Genomic DNA, 21,814 nt, shown 5'->3' on the forward strand with positions numbered 1-21,814 from the left:
TGTTCCTTGCCGCCCGATTCAGCCGGGGAACTTCCCCTGACTGCGGAGTTGCCAGCGCCGCTCGGCATAGGCGAGATCGTCGCGCCACAGGCGGCCGGCGGCCCTGCGCATCATGGGGCGCACCAGCGGCGCCGCGGCCCGTGCCAGAGAGAAGCCCGGACGGGCGGAGGTGGCGATGACGGCCTCGATGACGGCCGTTCGTGGCTCTCCCCGCTCGTCGGGCCCCAGCGGCGTGGCATGGGTCTCCACCACGGAGGTCGCGCCTTCCCCCTCGGTGATGTGCATGACCACCGTGCGTGGTTCGGGGGCGGTGAAGGCCGCACGCACCGGTACTACGGCGCGGCCCGCGACCTTGAACGACACGTCGACGCCGAAGCCCTCCTCGTTCAGGGACGAGGCACTCACGGGCGTCGTGTCGACCTTCAGGTCGACGAACGAGTACGGGTGGAACCAGGCGCCGTGCCACGGGTCGAGCCGATTGGCCATGACGTCCTCGGGCTCGCAGGTTCCCACCGCCGTGTAGACCGCCACGATCGAGTGCCCGATGTCCGGCCGTAGGGGCAACACCGGTTGTTCCAGAGGTGGTTCACCGCCGACCGCGTCCAACCGGACCCACACCAATACGCCGTCGTCGTGCACCGGGTACGGATCCCAGCCGGCGAACGAGTTCCCGTTCAGCGTCAGCCCGTGCCAGTGGCACACCAAGGCCCCGCACAGGACCGGGCTTTGCCGGAGGGGGGCACCCAGGTGCGGGCAGATTCCCGGGCCGGCCCTGAGCCCTCCGGCTTCGTCCCGCCATGCGACCACCTCGGTGCCCCCGACGGTCCGGCCGAACGGCCGCTTTCCACCAGTGATCTCCGAACTGGCTGCCAGCACGTACCAGTTGCCGGACGGCCGGGCAGTCGCCCCCTTGAGCGCCTGCGCGATCAGGGCCGGTTTGGCCTCCCTCCACGTGGCGCCCTGCCGATGCCAGGGCACAGGCCGCCGGAGACGCAAGGGGACACGATCCCGCAGGCTGCGCCGGTGCGAGCCTCTGTCCGTCATTCCACTGCTCCCTTCCTGCCGGCGGTCAATCTCTTCGAACCGGACTGCTCCGAAGAGGACCGGGCCGCTTCGGGGCTTCCCGCTTCCGACATGAACGAGGCCGAGGTCCTGGCGCGGACCCGAAGCCGGGCTGCCGTAACCCGGGCCGCTCCTGCGAGGCCGATCGCCGCCCTGCGCCGTCCGGCTACCGAAACCCGACGGTGCAGGACCCGGAATCCGTCAGCCTCCACGGCCCCCAGGATGTCGCGGTACAGCGTGAACGCTGTTCGGATACAGGGACGCGCCACCGGGTCCAGCATGCCGAGTCCCGCTTCTGCTTGGCGGTAGACGTCACGCGTCAACGCCACCCCTGCCACCAGCGCGGAGCGGATCCGAGGGTCGTCGCATCCGGACCGGCGGCTCCACAACAACAACTCCCGGTCCACACCGTGGGCGGAGAGCAGATCGGCGGGGAGGTAGACCCGTCCTCGGTCGAGGTCCTCGCCCACATCCCGTAGGAAGTTCGTCAGCTGGAATGCCACCCCGAGCGCGGCTGCGTGGGGTGCTGCCTCTTCACGCGGCGCCACGGTTCCGAGCACAGGCAGCATCTGGAGCCCGATCACTGCGGCCGAACCGTGCATGTACCGGGCCAGATGCTCGTACGTGGGGTAGTCGGTCACCGTCAGGTCGCTGACCATCGACGCCATGAAGTCGATGAAGTGCTGGTGATCGATGGAGTACTGGGCGGCCGTGTGCACCAGTGCGCTGACCACCGGTTCCTCGCTCCTGCCGGTACGTAGACCTACCTCCAGCTGATCTCGCAGCGCCGCGAGGGCCTTGTACCTGTCGGCCGGGGCGGCGCCGCTCCCGAGGTCGTCCACGATGTCGTCGGCCCACCGGGCGAATCCGTACAGGGCATGCACCGCAGACCTGCGGCCGACCGGCAGGAGCCGGGTGGCGAGGAAGTACGTCTTGCCGTGACGGGCGTTGAGACGCCGGCAGCGCGTGTACGCGTGACGCAGGTCGGGGTCCGTGATGCCAGCTGCATCGAGTTCTCGTCGGGTCACGGGGCCATGCCTTTCACGGAGCCGTCCCGAGGGAGCACAGCGCTGTCGTGGTGTGTGGGCTTCCTGCGGGCGGAACCCGTCGCGCCGGTGATGCGGGCCGCGGCCAGTTTCCCTGAGATCAGCACGGTCGGCACGCCGACACCGGGGGTGGTGCCACATCCGGCGATGACTGCGTTGTCGATCCCTCGCAGGAGGTTTCGGGGCCGGAACGGGCCCGTCTGCGCGAAGGTGTGGGCAGCGGAGAACGGCGTTCCCGCCGCGTGCCCTTGCGCCGTCCAGTCGGCCGGTGTGACCAGGCACTCCTCCTCGATCGCCGAACCCAGTCCGTCGAGCCCGCGGCGTTCCAGTTCGGTCACCAGGCTGTCGCGGTAGCGCGGTGACAGGTCCTTCCATTCGCGTGCCCCAGGACCGATGTCCGTGTTGGGGCACGGCGCGAGGATGTAGTGCAGATGCTTTCCGTCCGGTGCCAGCGAGGGGTCGTGCGTCGTCGGCCGGGTGATCAGGAGCGAGGGGTCGCGCATCACTTCGCCCTTGACCGTGATCTCCTGGAACGTGCTCTTCCAAGCGGCACCGAAGGAGATGGTGTGGTGGGCGAGCTCCGGCCAGGTTCGGTCCGTCCCGGCGTGCAGGATGACGGCCGAGGGGGAGTGCCGCAGAGCGACCGCCCGCCGGGGAGAGCGGCCCAGCAGTCGGTAGACCACAGGAAGGTCCGGAGTCAGCACCACGGCGTCGCAGGCGATGCGCTCACCGTTCGACGTATGGACGGCCGTGATCCGGGAGCCGCTCTGCTCCAGCCGGGTGACCTCCGTATTCCACCGGAAGTCCGCACCCGCCTCACGGGAGGAGTCGGCCATGGCCCGGGGCAGCGCGTGCATTCCGCCGCGTGGGAAGTAGACGCCGGCCACGGTATCCATGTACGCGATGACCGCGTATGCCGCCAGGGCTCGCTCGGGTGGCACCCCGGCGTACAGAGCCTGGAACGAGAAGACCCGGCGGAGCCGCTCGTCCGAGACGAACCGCCCGATCTGCGGGTCCATCCGGCCGAAGCCGCGGAGGCGCGCCAGCCGGGCCAGGTCGGGGTGCAGCAGTTGGAGGGGGGAATCGAAGTTGGTGTCGATGAAGCGCCGCATCTGGGCTGCGTACAGGTCGGTGAGCCAGGACCGCAGCCGCTGGTAGCCCGCGGCTTCGCGATCACCCGCGAAGCGGCGGATCTCCTCCTCCATGGCCCCCGCGTCCGTGTGCACGTCCAGTGAGGAGCCGTCGGCGAACCGGGCCCGATAGGCGGGGTGAAGCTCGATCATCTCGACCCGCCCGGCCAGGCTGTCCCCGACCGCGGCGAATGCCTCGTCGGCGAACTCCGGCATCGTCATGACGGTGGGACCGGTATCGACGCGATAGCCGCCCATCTCGAAACGCCCCGCTCTGCCACCGGGCAGAGCGTCGCGCTCGATGACCGTTACGCGGCGCTGGGCACCCAGGAGATGCAGAGTCGTGGCCAGTCCGGAGAGCCCTGCTCCGACGACGACCACATGGTCGGTGGGCCCCTTGAGCGATTTCACCGTTGCCCCACTCCGTTCCCTGGCAGGCAGTCCGTCATGACGGACTCCCTGCCGTTGCTCCAGTGGGGTGCGTCGCCAGCGGCGGGATGCCGACGGCGCTGCCGAGCAGGGCTGAAAGGCCGTGGTGGGCGGGTCCGGAGATGGACACTTGATGCAGATGATCCCGACTTCGGCGCATCAGTCTTTCGATCTCCGCCTCGACCGCGCTGCGGGCCCCCGTGTCTTCGAGCACCTGCCGCAGGCGGTCCAGATCGTCCTCCGACAGCTGCGGATCACCCACGGCACGTTCCAGGATCCGCTGGGAGGTCGTATCACCGGTCTTCTCGGCCAGTGTCCGGGCCATGGCCACCAGATAGGTGAGCTTCCCGCTGCGGATGTCCTCACCCGAGGGCTTCCCGGTGACCGCCGGGTCGCCGAACACACCGAGCAAGTCGTCCCGCAGCTGGAAGGCGATTCCCGCACAGCGGCCCGCAGAACAGAGTGTCTTTGCCGTAGGGGCGTCGGTTCCAGCGAGCGCCGCTCCCAGTGCCAACGGCCTCTCCGCGCTGTAGAGAGCGGTTTTGAGGCAGGCGATGTGCAGGGCTTCCTCCGGAGACGAAGCAGCACTCGCGTGCGCGTGCATGTCCAGGTACTGGCCGGCGACCATCTCGCTTCGCATCACCTGCCATTGGTCACGGATGCGTCTGCGGGCTGCCGGATCGGCATCGATGTCGAGTACGAGATCGTCGGCCCAGGCGAGAGCCAGATCGCCGGCCAGGATGGCTGCCGCCCGTCCGTAGGCTGTCCGGTCCCCCCGCATGCCGGAGCGGAAATGCTGTCGTGCGAATGCGACATGGAGTGCTGGTGAGCCGCGGCGCAAGGACGAACCGTCCATCACGTCATCGTGGATGAGGGCGCAGGCTTGAACGAGTTCGAGTGCCGCCCCCAGCCGGAGCGCGGCTTCGGCCCCTGTACCCGTCGTCCCCCCACCGCCGGCCCGCCATCCCCACCAGAGGAACCGGGCCCGCAGCCGTTTGCCGCCGCTCATCGCGAAGTCCCGTACCCGGTCGGCCACGTCCCGGGCGAAGAGCGGGTCAATGGACTCGGCCTCGTGGGCACGCCGCTGCAGATAAGCGGTCATCACCAGCTCAATGGCTTTCGCGGTAGCGATATCGGGGTCCACCGTTTTCGAGGCGGTCGGTTCCTCCCGTGGGGCCAGGCCGGTGTACGACATCTCGCTCTGGCTGCCGGACCGGCTGGGGAGGCGGGTACCCCTGCCTTCGCCTGCATCGCTCCCGTGCGGACCACGGCTTCCGGCTGGGCTGTGGCCGGCGGACTGGTCGTGGTCGGCGTGGGGGAGCGCGGGCGAACCTTTTACGCCCTCAGTCCGCATCTCGTGGGTACGAGGCATGGCTCTCCCTCTCATTGGGCAGCGGTCACTCACCCAGGGAACGGGCGACTGTCCTTCTGATTCCGACCCGTGTTCGGATGCACTCGAGAGCTGGCCTTCTCGCCGATCCGGAACAATGCATTCACCTTCTCTCATGAGAGAGCCCGGTGCAGCTCTCCGCGAAGCGATCGCCCGCGCGCCGTCCCGATCGTCACTCGTCGGCATCTGGCCCGTTGCATCCGAACGAGTGCTCGAAGGTGAGCGAAGAGCCGCCGTCTCGGTGTCGACTCTGTGGGGGACCTCTCTGCCATCGCGTCGATCAGACGGGACGCGGCCCGGTGCGGACCGCGCGCCCGGATCGAGGGGCAGAGCCGGGCCGGTCCCGATGGAGGATCAGTGAGCGGGCCCGACACGGTGCCCGAGCGCCGGGAGATGGAGAAGCTCGAGCAGAACCGTCCTGATGTGAGATCTACCTACGGTTTCTCATGTCAGTGACGATCCGCGGGCGAGCGCTATTGGGGCAACATCTTTGAGCCGGCCATTGGTTCCGTCGGTCACAGGGTGTCATCGCGTGGGGATGCTTGCTCGTCCCGCTCCTGGGACGTGTGCGCCGGTGAGAAGAGCTGCCGGATTCCCGTGGTGTTGAGGACGCGTTCCAGGAACGGGGGCGAGCTGTCCAGGTGCAGCCGTACGTTCCGTGCGGTCGCCTTCCTGTGGATCATCAGCAGGGTCGAGATGCCGGTGGAGTCGCAGAACCGGAGTCCTGTGCAGTCCAGGCGCAGGTCCTGCAGGTCGGGGTGGGTGTCGAGGCACTGGTCGGCGTGCTGGGCCAGCTCGTCGCTGGTGTCGTAGTCGAGGTCGCCGACGAGATGGAGACGTACTGTGCCCGGGCCGGCTTCAACGGTGAGGGTGAAGGGGGAGTGGGGCAGGGGGATCATGCGGGAGCTCCGGGGTGTGCTCCGGCCGTCACGGGTGCGCCGTCCAGGGCTGAGCGCGCCCGGTCGAGAAGCCGGGTGGATCGGGGGAAGTCCTTGAGCTGGTCGGCCAGGACGTTCAGGGCGGGGTGCAGAGAATCGGCGGGCACATGGCGGGCGGTGAGGATGCCGGCGGTCCAGGTGACGAAGGTGGTGAACAGGTCGTCGTCGTCGGTGTAGAGAGCCACGCCGAGGAATTCGACGATGTGCGCAATGTCTTCAGCGGTGCGCTCGCGCTGGTGAACGCTGTAGGAGGCCATCGCCGGGAAGCGGTCCTCCAGCTGCGCGAGGACTTCTCCGACCAGCCGGCCCAGGGAGCGGGCGACGAGCGTGTACTCCTGGTCGGCGAGGTGGGGCAGGTCATCGATCTGCTGCCGCCCGGTGGCGAGACTGCGCTGGGGAATGCCGTCCGCGAGCTGCTGGGCTGCGGCGCGGGCGTCGGGGGCCCAGGCGTTGGCTCCCAGGAGGCGGGCGTAGCGGCCGTCCGGTCCGAAGGCTGCTCCGCCGACGAGGACGGGGACTCCGATGGCCTGGCAGGCGGTGATCGCGGCGTGGGCGGTGGGCAGCCGGGTGGGGATCGAGGAGGAGAGCGCGACCGCGTCGGCGCCGTTGCTGTGGAGGTGGGCGATGAGGTGAGGGGTGGGGACCTGGGCGCCCAGGAAGTCGACCTGCCAGCCACGCAGAGTGAGGACCTCGGCGAGGAGGCGGGCGGGCAGGACGTGCCATTCCTGTTCCACGCAGGCGACGGTGATCCGGCCGAGGGGCGAGGGGGTGCGGAGGGAGGGGTGGTGGGCGAGAGCGGCGACGACGCGTTCGGCGATGGCGCTGGCGGCGTGCTCCTGTGCGACGCTCAAGCGGTTGGCCGCCCACTCGGCCCCGACTTTCGCCTGCACCGGTGCGATGAGGTCGAGCAGGACCGACTCCGCGGCCCAACCGTTCTCCAGGGCGTCGAATACGGCATCCGCGGCCCGGAATTCGTCGCGGTTGGTCACCGCTGTCCAGAGCCGGTCACGGAGTGCCTGGATGCCTTCGGTGCCGGTGTCGTCTCTCGCGCTCATGCGGTGTACCTGCCCCGGGTGTGGCCGTTCACCGCACTCAAATGGTTCGTCGGAGGGGCGCTGATCGCGACGACGGCCATGTCGTCGTGGCTGCCGTTGCGGAGCCACTGCGCGGCGAGCATCTGGATCCGCTCGACGACAGCCTCCCCGGGCAGACCCGCGCACTCCGACAGGGCTCGCTTCAGACGCTCCTCGCCGAACAGCTCGTCGCCGAGCGGCCCGCCGCGGGCCTCGGTGAAGCCATCGGTGTAGAGCAGGCACGTCTCGCCCGGCTGCAGTACGGCCTCGACCGAACGAGCCTCGATCGTCGGGAGAACTCCGATCAGAGTGCCGCGGGTGGGGATCTCCTCGACGCTGCCGTCCACTCGGACGACCAGCGGTGCGGGGTGGCCGGCCGAGGTGAGGCGCAGCCGCACCTGGTTCCCCGCACGCTGTATCGAGGCCATCACCAGCGTGGCGAAGCGGGTGTGGTGGGAGCTCAGGAGCGCCCCGTTGAGCAGGCTCAGCATCCGCCCGTGATCGTCGGCCATCGGCATCAGGGCCTGCAGCGTGTTGCGGATCTTGCCCGTCAGGACAGCCGCCTCCAGGCCCTTCCCGCATACATCGCCCAGCACCGCCAGCGAGGCGTCAGTTGCGGTGCTGCCGGGGTGGACGTCGTAGAAGTCGCCGCCGACCCGCTCGCGGGCCTCGGCGGGCCGGTAGCCGCCGGCGATCTCCACCCCGTTGAGCCGGTGCAGCCGGGGAGGAAGGAGGTCGCGCATCAGGGTCTGGGTTATGGCGCTCTGCTCGCCGTAGAGACGGGCCGCGGACAGGGCTGCGCCGGCCCGTGCGGCGAACAGCCTGGCGAAGATCTCCTCGCTCTCGCTGAACTGAGCATGCTTCGAGCCGCGCAGCAGGATCAGGGCTCCGGCGGGCACACCGTGCCCGGGGAGGGGGGTCACGACGACCGACCCGATGGTCCCGCCGAAGTCCTGCGGGACGATCCAGTCGGGCAGGGCCGCAGGGTCGATCCAGCGTGAGGGTACGGGCGGGAAGCCCTGCAACGCCTCGCTGAGACCGGGCAGTTCGGAGGGGTCGGCGCTCACCAGGGTCCGGACGGCGTCCTGCCCGGCGATGGCACGTGCTACGGGCAGACGACTGCCGGTGGGCGGGGTGACGACCACCGCCACATCCGCGAGGTGCCGACCGGCAAGCTCCGCGGTAGCGGCCATGCACCTGTCGGTGTTCAACGAGGCCAGCAGGACGTTGGACGCCTCCGCGAGGAACCTGGTGCGTTCGCGCTCGGTGACGAGCGCCTCTTCGGCCAGCTGACGGTCGCTGTCGTCGACCAACCACCACACCACGCTCCCGTCCTCGCTCCGGGTGGGGTGCGCCTCGAACCTCTGCGCCGCGATACGCCCCGTTATCGGGGAGGGCGCCCCGGCCTCCGGGCGACACCGAGCAGGAAGCCGGCCGTGCTGAACCGCTTGCTGGTGTGCCTGCGCCAGCCAGCCGGGAACCGCATCCAGCATGCTCGCCCCGGGTACCGCACTCTTCAGGAGGAGAGCGGCGGCAGGGTTCGCGTCCACGACGGTGCCGGCCTCGTCAGCCATGATCACGGGATAGGGGGCGAGAGCCCACGCACGGGGCGCGGAGCGCTTCTCGGGTCTCGTGACGGAGGCCTCCTCGGTAGAGGTCATAAGAGGGCCCGCCCGGAGCGAACCGCACCACCTTCCACTGAAAGGAAAATACTTAACGTGCGGCAAGCATTGCCCGTGAGCGCCCCCGATAGCAACCCACTCCCGCCCGCCACTTCCGCGAGAGGTGTGCCAAGCGGACTTATCGCGGCGAAGGTTGCAAGGTCTTCACATGAGGACCACATACCCGGTGTCCGAAGGCTTAGCGGTCGCGGTCCATGGAACGGCCGTGCCAGTCCAGACACATCACGAGAGAGTCGTCCGCCGCCGGGCCGGAGCCGCGGTGGCCCAGCAGCTCCTGCAGCATCGCTCTGGGCACTTGCGCGGCGGGCAGCATACGCGTGCTGTTGATCGACGCGGCCAGCGCACGGAGGCTGTACTTCTCACCGCCCGGAGACAAGGCGTCGTAGACGCCGTCACTGATGAAGAGCAGGCGGTCTCCGGGTTCGACCTGGAAGTGCTGGGGAACGTAGGCGGTGTCCTCGAACATGCCCAGGGGCATCTGAGCCTCCAGCTCGACCGGCTCGACCACCCCCCGGCGCACCCGCCACACCCGCGGTGAACCGGCATCGATGATCTCCACGTCCCCGGTCGGGAGGTGGAAGCGGAACAGCAGAGTCGACAGGTACTGGGTCCCGCTGTGCTGCCCGTACACCGCCTGATCGGCCAGATACGCCTGATCGCCCAGGCTCAGGCCGGCACGGCGGGCATTGCGCAGTGCGTTGACCGCGAGGTTGGTCAGCAGCGCGGCGTCGATCCCCTCACCCATGCCGTTGCTGACGGTCACGTACAGGTCATCGGCCGAGGCCGACCAGTCGAAGCTGTCGCCGAAGATGGCGTAGGCGGGCTCCAACTGGGCGCCCAGGCTGTACTCCGGCCGGGAGCAGGAGCGCCCCGGCAGCAACTGCCACTGCATCTCGGCCGCCAGGGTCAGTCGTTCCGCCCGTCGCGCCTGCAGGAACAGGTCGGTGTCCCTTTCTGCGACGACCACCTCGTGCGCAAGTGCGTCGGCGCACTCCTGCAGGTTCTCCAGGACGGCCGGTGCCAGGTCCTCGCCCTCTCCGACCCGCATGGTGACGCCCAGGATGCCCAGCCGGTCCCCCCGGACGCTGACCGGCAGGTACACCGTTACCGCGGAGGCCGGGCGGTCGTACACACAGTGCGCTTCCTGGGCACCGAACGCGCGACCAGGAGCACTGTCGTACACCGACACCGGCGGATGGGTTTGCGGCAGAACCCCGACCGGCTGCAGCCTTGTCATGGCGTAGTCGGCCATCATCAGCTCCACCGCCTGCGCACGATGGCGGCGCACGATGAGGGAGCGGATCACGTCGAAGATCTCGTGAGGCGCGGCCTCGCGCAGAGAACGCTCGACCGCGCTGGGTCTGTCCACCGGTACCGGACCTACTTTCTTTCGCATATCTTCATCTGTGCGACTGCCAACATCGACCAGCCGGAACGGGCACGACGGCCCACACGGGAGTGTCACATGCGCGAGGCCCCCACCCCCCTCCACCAGCACACACCCCATGCGGTGCCCGAGATCGGCCAGGTCCTGGAGCTCCTCGAGATCGCCTGGGAACGTGGCCGTGACACCCTCGGCACCGCGCCGCTCTCCGCCGCCCAGACCCGTGTGATGTACATCATCGAGCGCGAGCCCGGCGTCAACCTGAGCACCCTGGGCCGCCGCCTGTCCGCAGCAGCGCCGTCCATCACCCGCCTCTGCGACCGCCTCCAAGCCGCCGGATTCCTCCGCCGAACCCCACGCCCCGAGGACCGCCGCGAAATACAACTGGAACTCACCGAATCCGGCATGGCACACCTGCACCACATCAGGCGCCGTCGAGAGCAAGCCCTCCACCAGGCCATGAGCCATATGACTCCCGACGCCCAGCACGCCCTCGTCACGGGACTCGACGCCCTGTGCAACGCAGTCAGCACACCCGGGCAGGGCATCGTCCTCGAAGAGTCCGCCTGAGCCACCGCGGCGGCTCGGCTTTCTTCGACGAACCGCTGGGTGGGGCAAAGCGAAGAAGTGTCCGGGGGCTGACCCGCGGGCCGACTGCCGGGTATGCGCCGAGTGTGCCCGGTGCAGTGGTCGCGATTGCTGTCCGCTTCGCTGTCCCCACCCACCCGAATGGCGGCGTACTGGTTGCCGGAGCACAGTGGAACTGGGGGCACAGGCCGGCGGAAGGGTTCCGCCGATCATCCGTCCGCCCCTTCGCAAAACAACGTGTGCGAGGAACTCATGGCGACAAACGACAGTCAGAGCGGAACTGCGCTGGACGCGAGTGACGACGGCGGGGTCCGGGGGACCACGGTCATTGCGGACAACGTGGTCTCGACGATCGCAGGAATAGCCGTGCGCGACACCGAGGGAATCAAGGCGGTCGGAGGGGGCGCCTCACGGGCTCTCGGGGCGGTCAAGCAAAGGGTGTCCCGCTCCGGTGACCTCGGCCGCGGGGTGAGGGTGGAGGTAGGTGAAAAGCAGACCGCCATCGATGTCGACGTCGTGGTGGAGTACGGCTTTCCCATCACGGAGGCGGCGAAGAACATCCGCATCCATGTCACCGATGCGATCGAGACCATGACCGGACTCGAAGTCGTCGAGATCAACATCAAGGTACTCGACGTCTACGTACCGGGATCCGACGACGACGAAACAGAAAGCTCTCCGGCGAAGCCCCGCGTCCAGTGACGTATGCCCACGCACCGCAGGCGGCGGCTTTTCGACTACGCCCCCGGCACCTGCCTGTGCACCGTGGCCTGCTCCAAGCGGATGTGTCGGCCCGTTGAGTGCTACATCGAGGTGGGCACGTGCGGGGAGCGAAGCACGAGCAGGGTGATCTCGCTGGGGGCGAAGACGCGGAACGGCGGGCCCCAGAAGCCGGTGCCGCGGCTGGTGTAGAGAAGGGTGCGGGGGCCGTGGTGGCTGAGGCCGGCGACGGCGGGTTGGTCGAGGCGGACCAGGTGGTGGAAGGGCCAGATCTGGCCGCCGTGGGTGTGGCCGGAGAGCTGGAGGTCGATGCCGTCGGCTGCCGCCCGGTCGATGAACTTGGGCTGGTGTGCCAAGAGCAGGACGGGCAGGTCGGGGGCGGCGCCCTTCAAGGCTCCGGCGAGGTGGGCGCGGTGGCCTGCCAGGCCGGAGGACTCGGCAGTGACGTCATCCACGCCGGCGACCACGAGGGTGTCGCCTCCGCGTTCGAGCAGCAAGTGGCGGTTGCGCAGCGGCTCCCAGCCCAGCTCGTCCATCAGGTCGACCCAGCCCTGGGCCTCGCTGTAGTACTCGTGGTTGCCGGTGACGTACACACGGGCCCGGGTGGCCCGCACGGTTCCGAGTGGGGCGGCCTGGGCACGGCGGCGTTCGGCCGTGCCGTCCGCGATGTCGCCGGTGTGGCAGACCAGGTCGGCTTCCAGGGTGTTCACCGTCTCGCATACCCGTGCCGACCAGCGAGTGCGATCGAGGGGGCCGTAGTGGGTGTCGGTGATGAGGACGACGCGGATGCCGTCCAACCCGGCACCCAGCCGCGGGAGTTGCACGTCGAGTCGGCGCACGCGTGGCACGCGGCGGGCTTCGGCGTACCCCCAGGCGAGTAGTACGGCGGTTATTCCGAGGACGGCCCAAGTGGCCATTCGAGCCCGGTCCTGACTCTCGCCGACGCCGGCGACGGTCAGGAGGAGCCGCAAGGGGATGCCGAGCAGAACGGACCAGGTGAACAGAACCCAACTGGTGCCCAGCAGGGTGTCACCGAGAATCGCCGCCCGGTCTTGCTGGCGTCGGCCGTGGCCGCGCACCATCGCGAGCGGCATACCGACGAGGCCGAGGGCGAACAGGACGGTGCCGGTGAGCGTGACGGGCAGCGGCCAGTGTTGCCCGCTGTGCAGGAGCACCCAGCAAGGCACGGCCCACAGCAGGACGGGGGCGATCAGGGGGATGTAGCGCATCAGGCGGTGCAGTCGGCTCTGCTGCGCACCTTGCGCTTCGCTGTCGGCGGGGCGGGTGTCGCTGGTGTCGGTCACGCTTCCCTCTCTGACCAGGCTGCCGTCCCGCGCACTGTATCGGGTGGCCCTCGGGCAGGCCGGACCGGTGTTCATGGGTGCGAACCCTTGGGGCGAAGGGGCTCTGCGGGATTGCAAGCCTCCGCCGCAACCACACAACGGACAGGCGCTTTACCTCACCGCACCCATGCGGAGGCCGGGCGTCACTCCTCCGCTTCAGGTCGGGGCCGGGTGTCTGCGCCACCTGCGGATCGAACAACGGCACTCGGCCGTGGGCGGGGTACGTGGAGTTGGACTGTGGCGGACAGGTGGTGGGAGATCGCGGTGCCGCTGATCCCGCCGTCGAAGGTGCGCCCCGGGCGGCGGGACACAAGACTCGCCTGATGAGCCGCTGTTCGCGGCGATCATTTACGTCCTGGTCAGCGGTTGCGCCGACGGGCAGTGTCATTCGAATCACCACATAGGACACGGCCCAAGACTTTGCCGGCCCCTGGTGCGCGGGGTGGCGGCCGGGCAGGCTAGTTTGCTCGGGTGAGTCTCCTTGATGATGTGGCAGAGCGCGACGGCTGGCTGTGCTGGGTGTGTGACGAACCGGTCGACCCCGACGAGTCGGTGAACGACCCGCGAGGGCCCAGCGTCGACAGCCGGACCGCCGACCGGAAGGCCAAGGTCGCCGAGCGGCTCGCGCACCGCGGGTGCAACACCCGCAAGGGCGCGGTCAAGGTGGTCATCGCCTGGCCGGACAGCCTGTACGTGGTCGAACCCGCGCCGCTGATCACAGTTGCCGGGAGGCTGGAGCGCAAGGGGGGCCGCGAGATGGTGGGCCGTTGTCCGACCAGGCGGGACGCCCAAGAGGCGGCGGATTGGCTGGTGGACCGGTTCTCCCGACTGGTACCGGGACTGCCGATCACGGCCGACATCGAGGCGGGCGGCGGCCAGTTCCTCGTCATCCTGTCCGCCGGCCGCCGCTGACCGGGGATCGCCGGCGCCCGCTGTCATCGAGCTGAAACGTCGGCCCACATCGCCCCGTCCCGGCACGAGCTCAGCTTTCTCAAGAGCTTCGACGCCGACCAGCGGCCGGTCGAACGGGTCGGGGGCGTTGAGGTCCGGCTTGAGGGAGTAGTCGATGGTGCCGTCCAGTTCGCGGGCGGCTGCCCGACGATCTGGCAGCCGAGGTCAAGCTGCCTGCCCATAGGCGAGGAACTCCTGGACCTGCTGCAGTGTGCCCTTGCTGACCGCGGCCTCACCGGCTTGCTCGGCCCGGGCGAACGCTGCCCGGCTGTTGCGCGCCGTTCTACGAGGAACCGGCCGGTAACCTGCCTCGCCGCGTTGCCTACGCCCGACCATGCTGACAGGTTTCATTCCGTCCTGTCGCAGGAACGCGGCCGCGGCCTCCCCGCACACACCGCACGTGTGAACCCGGCTGTCGGAACGCATCGGCCAGGGCCCGGCGGGCGCGCGTACGTGCCCTGACCTGCGCTGCCACGATTTCGGTCGGCCGGCTCCCCCCTACCCGCCCGCCGCCCCGCCTTGTAGCCTCTGCGCATGTCGCTCCCTGAACACGCAGCCCGGCGCGACGGTTCGGGGGAGCCGTCGCCTCCCTCCCGCGATAGAGGAATCCCTACCAGCGGATCCGGCACACGCAACCTGTCTGCGATAGCGTCGCCCGACTTGATCGGGCGCGAGCGCGAGCTGGCCGCCCTGAGAGCCGCGCTGTCGGGCCCGCCGGTGGTGGTGCTGGTCGAGGGTGAGGCCGGGATCGGCAAGAGCCGGCTGGTCCAGGAGCTCCTCGCGGCGCACGCCCCGGCCCAGCAGCGGGTATTGCTGGCGGGCTGCCCGGCTGTTCGGCAGCCCTTCACGCTCGGGCCGTTGGTCGACGCGATCCGACCGGCGACCGAGGATGTCGCCGGGCTCGGCCTGAGCGGGTTGGCGGGGGCGCTCCGGCCGTTGTTCCCCGAGTGGGCGTCGGCGCTGCCGCCGGCACCCGAGCCGGCGGAAGACGCGGCAGCGGCACGGCACCGGCTGTTCCGGGCCATCGAGGAGATCCTCGAACGGCTCGAGATCGGGTTGCTCGCGGTCGAGGACGTGCACTGGGCAGATGAGGCCACCCTGGAGTTTCTGCTGTTCCTGGCATCACGCCAAAGGCAACGGGTCAGCCTGCTCGTGAGCTACCGTCCGGAGGAAATCGCGCCGGACTCCCTGCTGCTGCGGTTGACGTCGCGCCAACCGGCGGGAGCGGCGCGGCTGCGGCTGACGTTGGAGCCGCTGGATGTCCCCGGGACTGCCGAAATGGTGTCCTCGATGCTCGGTGGGGAACGGGTTTCCGACGAGTTCGCGACCTTCCTGCACGACCGGACCGATGGGCTTCCGCTCGCGATCGAGGAGTCCGTCCGGCTGATGTGGAACCGTACCGACCTGACCAGGCGGGGTGATTCCTGGGGGCGGCAGCGGCCGAGTGAGATCGACGTACCGCCGACGGTGCGGGACGCCGTACGGGAACGCAGTGCCCGGCTCGGACCGGCGGCGCAGGTCATGCTGCGTGCGGCTGCTGTGCTCACCGACCCCGCCCCCGAGGACATCGTCGTCGAGGTGCCGGCGCCGGCAGGCGATCGGGGGGTCCGGCTGGCGGGCCTGGCGGAGGCAGTGGGTTCGGGGCTGCTGAAGGAGGATGCGAGCGGGCTGGTCTCGTTCCGGCACATGCTGGCGTGCCGAGCGGTGTACGAGGCGATTCCTGGGCCACAGCGACGGGCGATGCATTTGCGTGCCGCACACATCCTCGAAGGCGTCACCCCGCTCCCGGTGGCTCAGCTGGCGCGCCACTTCCGGGAGGCCGGCGACATGACGGCATGGTGCCGGTACGCGGAACAGTCTGCCGACCTCGCCCTCGCCTCGGGTGACGATGCGACGGCGGTCGTCCTCGTGCACGACCTGCTCACCAACGCCGACCTGCCGCCCGCCGACGTGGTGCGGCTTACCGGCAAGGTGCCGTTCTGCCTGCTCAGCGGGCACAAGCGTTACCGCGAACTGATGGACGCTCTCCGGCTCGTGCTGGAAGCCGGCGGGCCGACGCCCAGCGAGGCGGCGGAGATCCGCTTCCATGTCGCCCGTCTGCTGCAGCAGACGGAGGCTTTCGAGCAGTCCCGGATCGAGATGGAACGCGCGTTGCCCGACCTCGGGCACGACCCGGAGAAGGCAGCCCGCGCCATGATGTTCCTCGGCCTGCCGTACGGGACGACGACACCGGCGGCCGAACACCTCAGGTGGCTGCGGCGCGTTGCGCAGTTGCCGGCCTCGATGGCGCCGGGGGACCGGATGAACATCCGGGTCGGGCGGGCGAGCGGGCTGTTGCTGCTCGGCGAGGAGGAGGGGTGGGCGGAGGCAGCGTTGATCGCCGATGACGCCTCCACCAGCGCGGAGAGGCAGCACATCACGGTCGGTCAGCTCAACGTCGGGCACATGGCGCTGATCTGGGGGAGGTACCAGGAGGCGAGGCGGCTGCTGACGCTGGCCGTGGGGCTGGCCGACACGTATCAGTACCGGAAGCTCCATGGGATGGGGCAGGTGACGCTGGCCCACCTGGACTGGCTCACCGGAGCCTGGGACGGGCTGGCCGACCGGGCCGGATCGCTGGCCTGTGACGAGGAACTCCTGCAGCCGGTGAGTCGCCTGGCGCCGGCCATGGTCACCGGCTTGCTGTACGCGGCCCGCGGTGACCGGGACCGAGCGGACGAGTGCCTGCGGCTCATCCTTGAACAGGCGGATCAGCACGGTGGGGCGGAGTGCTCCCTCGAACCTGCCGGTGCACTGGCCAGGCTCCGGCTCCACGCGGGGCGGATCGACGACGTGCTGCAACTGACCGACAAGCCGATCCGGTTCCTGGACCGCAAGGGCACCTGGATCTGGGCCACCGAACTCGCTCCGGTCCGGGCCGAGGCCCTGCTCATGGCCGGCCGCGCCGACGAGGCCGAGGACCTGATCGACGCTTTCGCGGCGGGCTTGCGAGATCGCCGTGCACCTGGCCCGCACGCCGCCTTGTCGACCTGCAGGGCGATCCAGGCCGAGCAGCACGGCGATACCCTGCGCGCCGCAGGACTGTTCGCGCGTGCGGCCGACGCGTGGCAGAGCCTTCCACGGCCGTACGAGGCCCTCCTCAGCCGTGAGCGACAGGCATGCTGTCTGCTGCGTGCGGACCGGACTGACGCAGCGCTCTCCGTCCTTGCCGACACCTTCCAGGGGTTGTCCACCCTCGGCGCTCGTGGCGACGCCGAGCGCGTCATGCACACGCTGCGCTCATGCGGTGTCGAAGTGAAGCGTCCCTCGTGGCAGGGCGGACGGCGGAGTTACGGCGATCAGTTGTCTCCCCGGGAACTCGACGTGGTCCGGCTGCTCGTCGGAGGCCGGACGAACCGGGAGATCGCCGGCGTCCTCACCCTGTCGCCGAAGACGGTCGCGCGGCACATGGAAGCAGCGATGCGCAAGCTCGACGTGTCGTCCCGTACGGCGCTGGCCGTCAAGGTCGTCGAAACCGGTGTCGTCATCGACGTCCCGGCCGGCGGCAACCGCTAGGGCCTGTCGTCAAACTTCCGTCTGCCGCGCGGTGTCTGGCACGCACGCTCGCGGCGTTGCCGGGATGTCCTGGTAGCTCCGCTACGAGGACATCCCGGCGCCTTGCGATCGCACGCGCCAGACACCGCGCGGCCCGGCCTTCGGCCGAACGACGGCAGTTTGACGACAGGCCCTAGGGTCCCTCGTTTGGATCATGCTGGGCCCGCGGGGTCCGGCATGATCCAACGAAAGACCCTAGGCGTAGGCGAGGCTGCAAAGTTGGGTCATCTGCCCAATCGTCCGGCAGCCGGTGCGCGAACGATACTCGGCCCGTGGAAACGAAGAAGTTAGGTTTCGGGGCGAATTCCGCAGGCTGACCGGCCGGTGGCGGGCCACTGCCGCAGCAGCAGGGCGCGCGGTCGGCCGTGCCGGCGCTGCGTCACCACTCGCGCTCCGGCGAAGCAGCACCAGGGGGCACCAACCACCTTCGTCGCAGCCACTCGGCGCTCATACCGAATCCACGCCTCCGCGCGGTATCCGCGCGCATTCTCCCCTCAGAAAAGGTCCTTACCGCATGAGACAGTCACTGTCGGCTGGTGCATCCAGGTTCCCGGTCCACCTGGCCATCCCCATATTCCGGCGCTTGCCGCGCCGCTCGCATCGGGCACTCACGGCGCTGTTGGCCACGGCCTGTGTGGCGGGGACGCTCGGCATCCCCGCCACCGCCGCCGCCGGAACGCCGGCCCCCCGGGCGACCCAGCCGCAGGAGAACGGCCCGGTCGTCGCCACACACACCATCACCCTCGTCACGGGCGAGGTCGTGACTCTGGAGCGCCACGCCAACGGCCTGCAGGCGGCAACGGTCGCGCCCGCCCCCGACGGCACCCCGGAGGCGTTCACCACCATGAAGGTGGGCGACGAGGTCTATGTCATACCGGACAAGGCGCAGCCCTACCTCGGCGCGGACGAGCTCGACCGCGAGCTGTTCAATGTGACCAAGTTGGTCGAGTACGGCTATGACGACGCGCGCCGCTCCGCCGTGCCGTTGATGGCGACCTTCGCGGGGGCGCCGGGCAAGGCGGGCAAGGCCCTCAAGCAGGCCGCACCGGCAGGTTCGGTGAAGGCCGACGAGCTGCCCAGCGCCAACGCGGTGGCACTGCGGGCGAGCAAGAAGAAGGCGGCGACGTTCTGGGAGGCGGTCGACGACGACAGCGCCGCCGCGACGAAGGCTCCAAAGCTTGCCGATGGCATCAAGAAGCTCTGGCTCGACAGGCCGGTGCAGGTATCGCTGGACCAGAGCGTGGCGCAGATCGGCGCGCCGGAGGCGTGGGCGGACGGCTACGACGGCACCGGTACCAAGGTGGCCGTCCTCGACACCGGAATCGACCCCGACCATGCTGACGTCGCGGGGCGGGTGAAGGGTATGGAGAACTTCACGGACGACCCCGACGCGGTCGACCACCACGGTCACGGCACGCATGTCGCCTCGACCATCGCCGGCTCGGGTGCCGCGTCGGGCGGCAAGTACAAGGGTGTGGCACCGGGCGCCGACGTGTACGTCGGCAAGGTCCTCAACAACGCCGGCAGTGGCCCCCAGTCGGGAGTCATCGCCGGCATGGAGTGGGCGGTGTCCCAGGGTGCGGACGTCGTCAGCATGAGCCTGGGCACGGAGGCAGCCAGCGACGGCACCGACCCGATCAGCCAGGCCGTCAACCAGCTCACCGCCGCCTCCGGCTCGCTGTTCGTCGTCGCGGCGGGCAACACGGGCCCGGGCAAGGCGACCGTGGGTTCGCCCGGTGCCGCCGACGCCGCGCTGACCGTCGGCGCGGTGTCCAAGCAGGACCAGCTCGCGAACTTCTCCAGCCGTGGTCCGCTCAAGGAGACCTTCGCGGTCAAGCCGGAGATCACCGCACCGGGCGTGGGCATCGTCGCCGCGCGCGCCGCCGGCACCTCGATGGGCACCCCCGTCGACGCCAACTACACCGCGGCCAACGGCACCTCGATGGCCACCCCGCATGTGTCCGGCGCCGCGGCGATCCTCGCCCAGCGCCATCCTGACTGGACCGCCGACCGGCTCAAGCAGGTGCTGGTCGGCACCGCCGAGCAGGGCTCGTACACCGCCTACCAGCAGGGCGGCGGCCGGGTCGACGTACCCAAGGCGCTCGACGCCACTGTCCACTCCAGCCCCGCCGTTGTCAGCATGGGCAAGTCGTCCGCCGAGAGCGCACCGGTCACCAAGACGATCAGTTACGCGAACACCTCCGCGACGGACACGACGCTCTCGCTGCGCCTGTTCACCGTCGGGGAGAACGCTCCACCGCTGGACGGCACATTTACGCTCAGCGACACCAGCGTGACGGTCCCGGCGAACTCCACCCGGAGCATGACGGTGACCTACCATCCCGAGCTCGGCGCCATGGGCGACTACACCGGCGTCATCACCGCCACCGCGACCGACGGCACCGCCGTCCACACCACCATCGGCGCTACGAAGTCCGTCCCCACCGTCGACCTCACCGTCAACACGATCGACCGGAACGGAGTCCCGGCGACCGGCGAACTCGCGGTGTTCGACCTGGACACCGGCGTAGTCCAGCAGGCATTCCCGCAGGGTGGAACCAAGACTGTCTCGGTGCCGGAGGGGCGCTACTCGGTCATGGGTGTCATCCACACGAAGGACGAGGCATCGTCCCTGACCACGGACTACACCCTCGCCGGTGAGCCCATCGTGGAACTGAAGGCGGATCGGACGATCACGCTGGACGCCCGGCTGGGCAAGGAGGTCAAGGTAGCGACGCCCACGAAGTCCGAGCAGAGCGGCTTCAAGTTCGGGTACCGCCAGCAGCTCCCCGGCAAGATCGGGATGGACTTCCTGAAGGGCGCGTCGAGCCCGCTCTGGGACCACACCTACGTGGTGCCCACCAAGCCGGTGGAGCACGGCATGTTCGAGTTCCACTTCCAGCAGCGCAGATACTCGCCGGTGATCCAGGCGTCCTACGCCCCGCAGAACGGCGCGCTCCCACTTGAACAAGTGATGTACGCGGCCCGGCTGCACGGCACCAGCACGCTCCAGGCGGTCGACGCGGGAATGGCACGTCCGGAGGACCTGACCGGCAAGGACCTCGATGGCAAGCTCGCGGTGGTCACCCGCGATGCCACCCGGAAGTCCATCGACCTGATCACCGCGGTCGCTGGTGCGGGCGCGAAGGCAGTGGTCATCGTCAACGACCGGCCCGGCCCCTTCGCCACCATCGTGCCGCGCGTCATCGGCACCTCCATCCCTGCCTGGTCCCTCACCCAGGACGAGGGCGCGGAACTTCTCGGCCGGGTGGCCGATGGTCCCACCCGGATCGTCCTGAAGGGGATCACAGGCGTTCCCCAGGTGTACAACATCGCGATGATGGTTCCCGGTGAGATTCCGGCGGACCCTGCTGATGCGGTCACCGCGGAGAACTCGGCCGTGGTGAAGGCTCAGTACCGCAGCGCCGAGGACACCCTGATCGGCGACGCCGACTCGGCTGTCCGTCCGACCGACGCCCTCATCTTCCAGGTCCCGGACTTCTTCGATGTTCCCACGGAGCGGGAGGAGTGGTACTCCACCGGCAGCAACTGGCCGGCGATGGAAGGGCTGCGCTGGTATCACTCGGTCTTCCCGGACCGCGTCGAGATCGGCCACAGCATGAAGGACCGGATCCGCAGCTACCAGGCAGGCGAGCGGCACAACGTGACCTGGCTGGGCGCGGCGAACGGCCCGGCCGGGCCGCCGAGCACCGTGGCGGTCCGCGAGGGTGACAACATCAACCTCACCATCCCGGAGATGGGGGACAGCCAGCCGGGGCACTACAGCCAGTTCGCCGGCGCCAACACGGCGACGGCGCGGGTGTACCAGGACGGGAAGCTCCTCAAGGAGGCCCCGCGGCTCTCACTGACGACGGTGCCGGTCAGCCCCGACCCGGCGACCTACCGCGTCACCCTGGACACCCAACGCCCGGCATGGTTCCCGCTGTCCACACAGACCAGCACCGCGTGGACGTTCAAGTCCGTTCGGCCCGCGAGCGGCCGGGAGAACCTCGCGCTGCTCTGGCCGAAGTACGGCTTGGACCTGGATGCGCAGAACGCCGCCCCGGGCGGCACAGTCGACCACTTCGATCTGGCCTTCGCACTCCAGACCGGTGCTGTTCCGGACATCCGAGGGGTCGAGGTCACGACGTCGACCGACGACGGAGCCACCTGGCGCGACGCGACGGTGGAGAGCAAGCAGGGCGGCAACTACACGGTGACCGTGCGCAACCCGGAATCGGGCCACGTGTCGCTGCGTGTCAAGGCGTGGGACGCCAACGGCAGCAAGGTGGAACAGACCCTGATCAGGGCCTACGCCGTGCGCTGACCCTCGCGGCACAGTCCGATCGTCTTGATCGCGCCCCTGGCACGAGGCATGTCCTCGTGCCAGGGGCGCATCCCTTGTCCGGGCCGGGCTCCTGACGGTGGGCTCCATGCGATCCGCGTCACCGAACGGCCCTTGCGAAGTCATGAACGTGTCTCTG

Annotated in this window: 14 protein-coding genes and 1 pseudogene; 6 read left to right on the forward strand and 9 right to left on the reverse strand. The window is 69.4% G+C overall.

Features of this window, described 5'->3' with window-relative positions:
* Positions 1-18 precede the first annotated feature (18 nt).
* From OG230_RS34265 to OG230_RS34300, 8 genes are all read right to left on the reverse strand, one after another.
* A complete protein-coding gene (locus tag OG230_RS34265) occupies positions 19-1,044 on the reverse strand; it encodes a DUF5914 domain-containing protein (protein WP_328907654.1) in 1,026 nt (341 codons plus the stop codon).
* Positions 1,041-2,090 (reverse strand): phytoene/squalene synthase family protein, encoded by a 1,050-nt coding sequence (locus tag OG230_RS34270; RefSeq protein ID WP_328907655.1) that lies wholly within the window; start codon positions 2,088-2,090, stop codon positions 1,041-1,043. The genes OG230_RS34265 and OG230_RS34270 overlap by 4 nt, the downstream gene beginning before the upstream one ends.
* On the reverse strand, positions 2,087-3,649 hold the full coding sequence (locus OG230_RS34275; RefSeq protein WP_328907656.1) for a phytoene desaturase: 1,563 nt from the start codon (positions 3,647-3,649) through the stop codon (positions 2,087-2,089). Before OG230_RS34275 ends, OG230_RS34270 begins: the two co-directional genes overlap by 4 nt.
* A 34-nt stretch (positions 3,650-3,683) precedes the next feature.
* A complete protein-coding gene (locus OG230_RS34280) occupies positions 3,684-4,862 on the reverse strand; it encodes a polyprenyl synthetase family protein (protein WP_328907657.1) in 1,179 nt (392 codons plus the stop codon).
* Between the two features lie 710 nt (positions 4,863-5,572).
* Positions 5,573-5,956 carry an STAS domain-containing protein gene (locus tag OG230_RS34285; RefSeq protein ID WP_328907658.1) on the reverse strand — a complete coding sequence of 128 codons (384 nt, stop codon included), beginning with the start codon at positions 5,954-5,956 and terminating at the stop codon, positions 5,573-5,575.
* On the reverse strand, positions 5,953-7,050 hold the full coding sequence (locus OG230_RS34290) for a cobalamin B12-binding domain-containing protein (protein ID WP_328907659.1): 1,098 nt from the start codon (positions 7,048-7,050) through the stop codon (positions 5,953-5,955). Before OG230_RS34290 ends, OG230_RS34285 begins: the two co-directional genes overlap by 4 nt.
* Positions 7,047-8,729, reverse strand: coding sequence for a SpoIIE family protein phosphatase (locus tag OG230_RS34295; protein WP_443051452.1), 1,683 nt, complete (start codon positions 8,727-8,729; stop codon positions 7,047-7,049). The genes OG230_RS34290 and OG230_RS34295 overlap by 4 nt, the downstream gene beginning before the upstream one ends.
* Positions 8,730-8,928: 199 nt before the next feature.
* A complete protein-coding gene (locus tag OG230_RS34300) occupies positions 8,929-10,119 on the reverse strand; it encodes a PP2C family protein-serine/threonine phosphatase (RefSeq protein WP_328907661.1) in 1,191 nt (396 codons plus the stop codon).
* A gap of 96 nt (positions 10,120-10,215) precedes the next feature.
* Between OG230_RS34300 and OG230_RS34305 the strand changes: the two genes are divergently transcribed.
* The gene (locus tag OG230_RS34305) at positions 10,216-10,704 is read left to right on the forward strand and encodes a MarR family transcriptional regulator (RefSeq protein WP_328907662.1); all 489 of its coding nucleotides are present in this window, start codon (positions 10,216-10,218) and stop codon (positions 10,702-10,704) included.
* Between the two features lie 270 nt (positions 10,705-10,974).
* The gene (locus OG230_RS34310; protein ID WP_328907663.1) at positions 10,975-11,424 is read left to right on the forward strand and encodes an Asp23/Gls24 family envelope stress response protein; all 450 of its coding nucleotides are present in this window, start codon (positions 10,975-10,977) and stop codon (positions 11,422-11,424) included.
* A 101-nt stretch (positions 11,425-11,525) separates the two neighbouring features.
* Here OG230_RS34310 and OG230_RS34315 read toward each other — a convergent pair whose 3' ends face one another.
* On the reverse strand, positions 11,526-12,746 hold the full coding sequence (locus OG230_RS34315) for a metallophosphoesterase (RefSeq protein WP_328907664.1): 1,221 nt from the start codon (positions 12,744-12,746) through the stop codon (positions 11,526-11,528).
* Positions 12,747-12,956: 210 nt separating this feature from the next.
* Between OG230_RS34315 and OG230_RS34320 the strand changes: the two are divergent.
* The 4 genes and pseudogenes from OG230_RS34320 to OG230_RS34335 form a co-directional block, all read left to right on the forward strand.
* A pseudogene (locus OG230_RS34320) lies at positions 12,957-13,158 on the forward strand (hypothetical protein); the annotation flags it as partial.
* Between the two features lie 98 nt (positions 13,159-13,256).
* Positions 13,257-13,697 carry a hypothetical protein gene (locus OG230_RS34325; RefSeq protein WP_328907665.1) on the forward strand — a complete coding sequence of 147 codons (441 nt, stop codon included), beginning with the start codon at positions 13,257-13,259 and terminating at the stop codon, positions 13,695-13,697.
* A 699-nt stretch (positions 13,698-14,396) separates the two neighbouring features.
* Positions 14,397-17,291, forward strand: a complete 2,895-nt coding sequence (locus OG230_RS34330) for a helix-turn-helix transcriptional regulator (protein ID WP_328907666.1) — start codon at positions 14,397-14,399, stop codon at positions 17,289-17,291.
* A 622-nt stretch (positions 17,292-17,913) separates the two neighbouring features.
* Positions 17,914-21,657, forward strand: coding sequence for a S8 family serine peptidase (locus tag OG230_RS34335; RefSeq protein WP_328907667.1), 3,744 nt, complete (start codon positions 17,914-17,916; stop codon positions 21,655-21,657).
* Positions 21,658-21,814 lie beyond the last annotated feature (157 nt).

Source organism: Streptomyces sp. NBC_00234 (assembly GCF_036195325.1).
Taxonomy (GTDB): Bacteria; Actinomycetota; Actinomycetes; order Streptomycetales; family Streptomycetaceae; genus Streptomyces.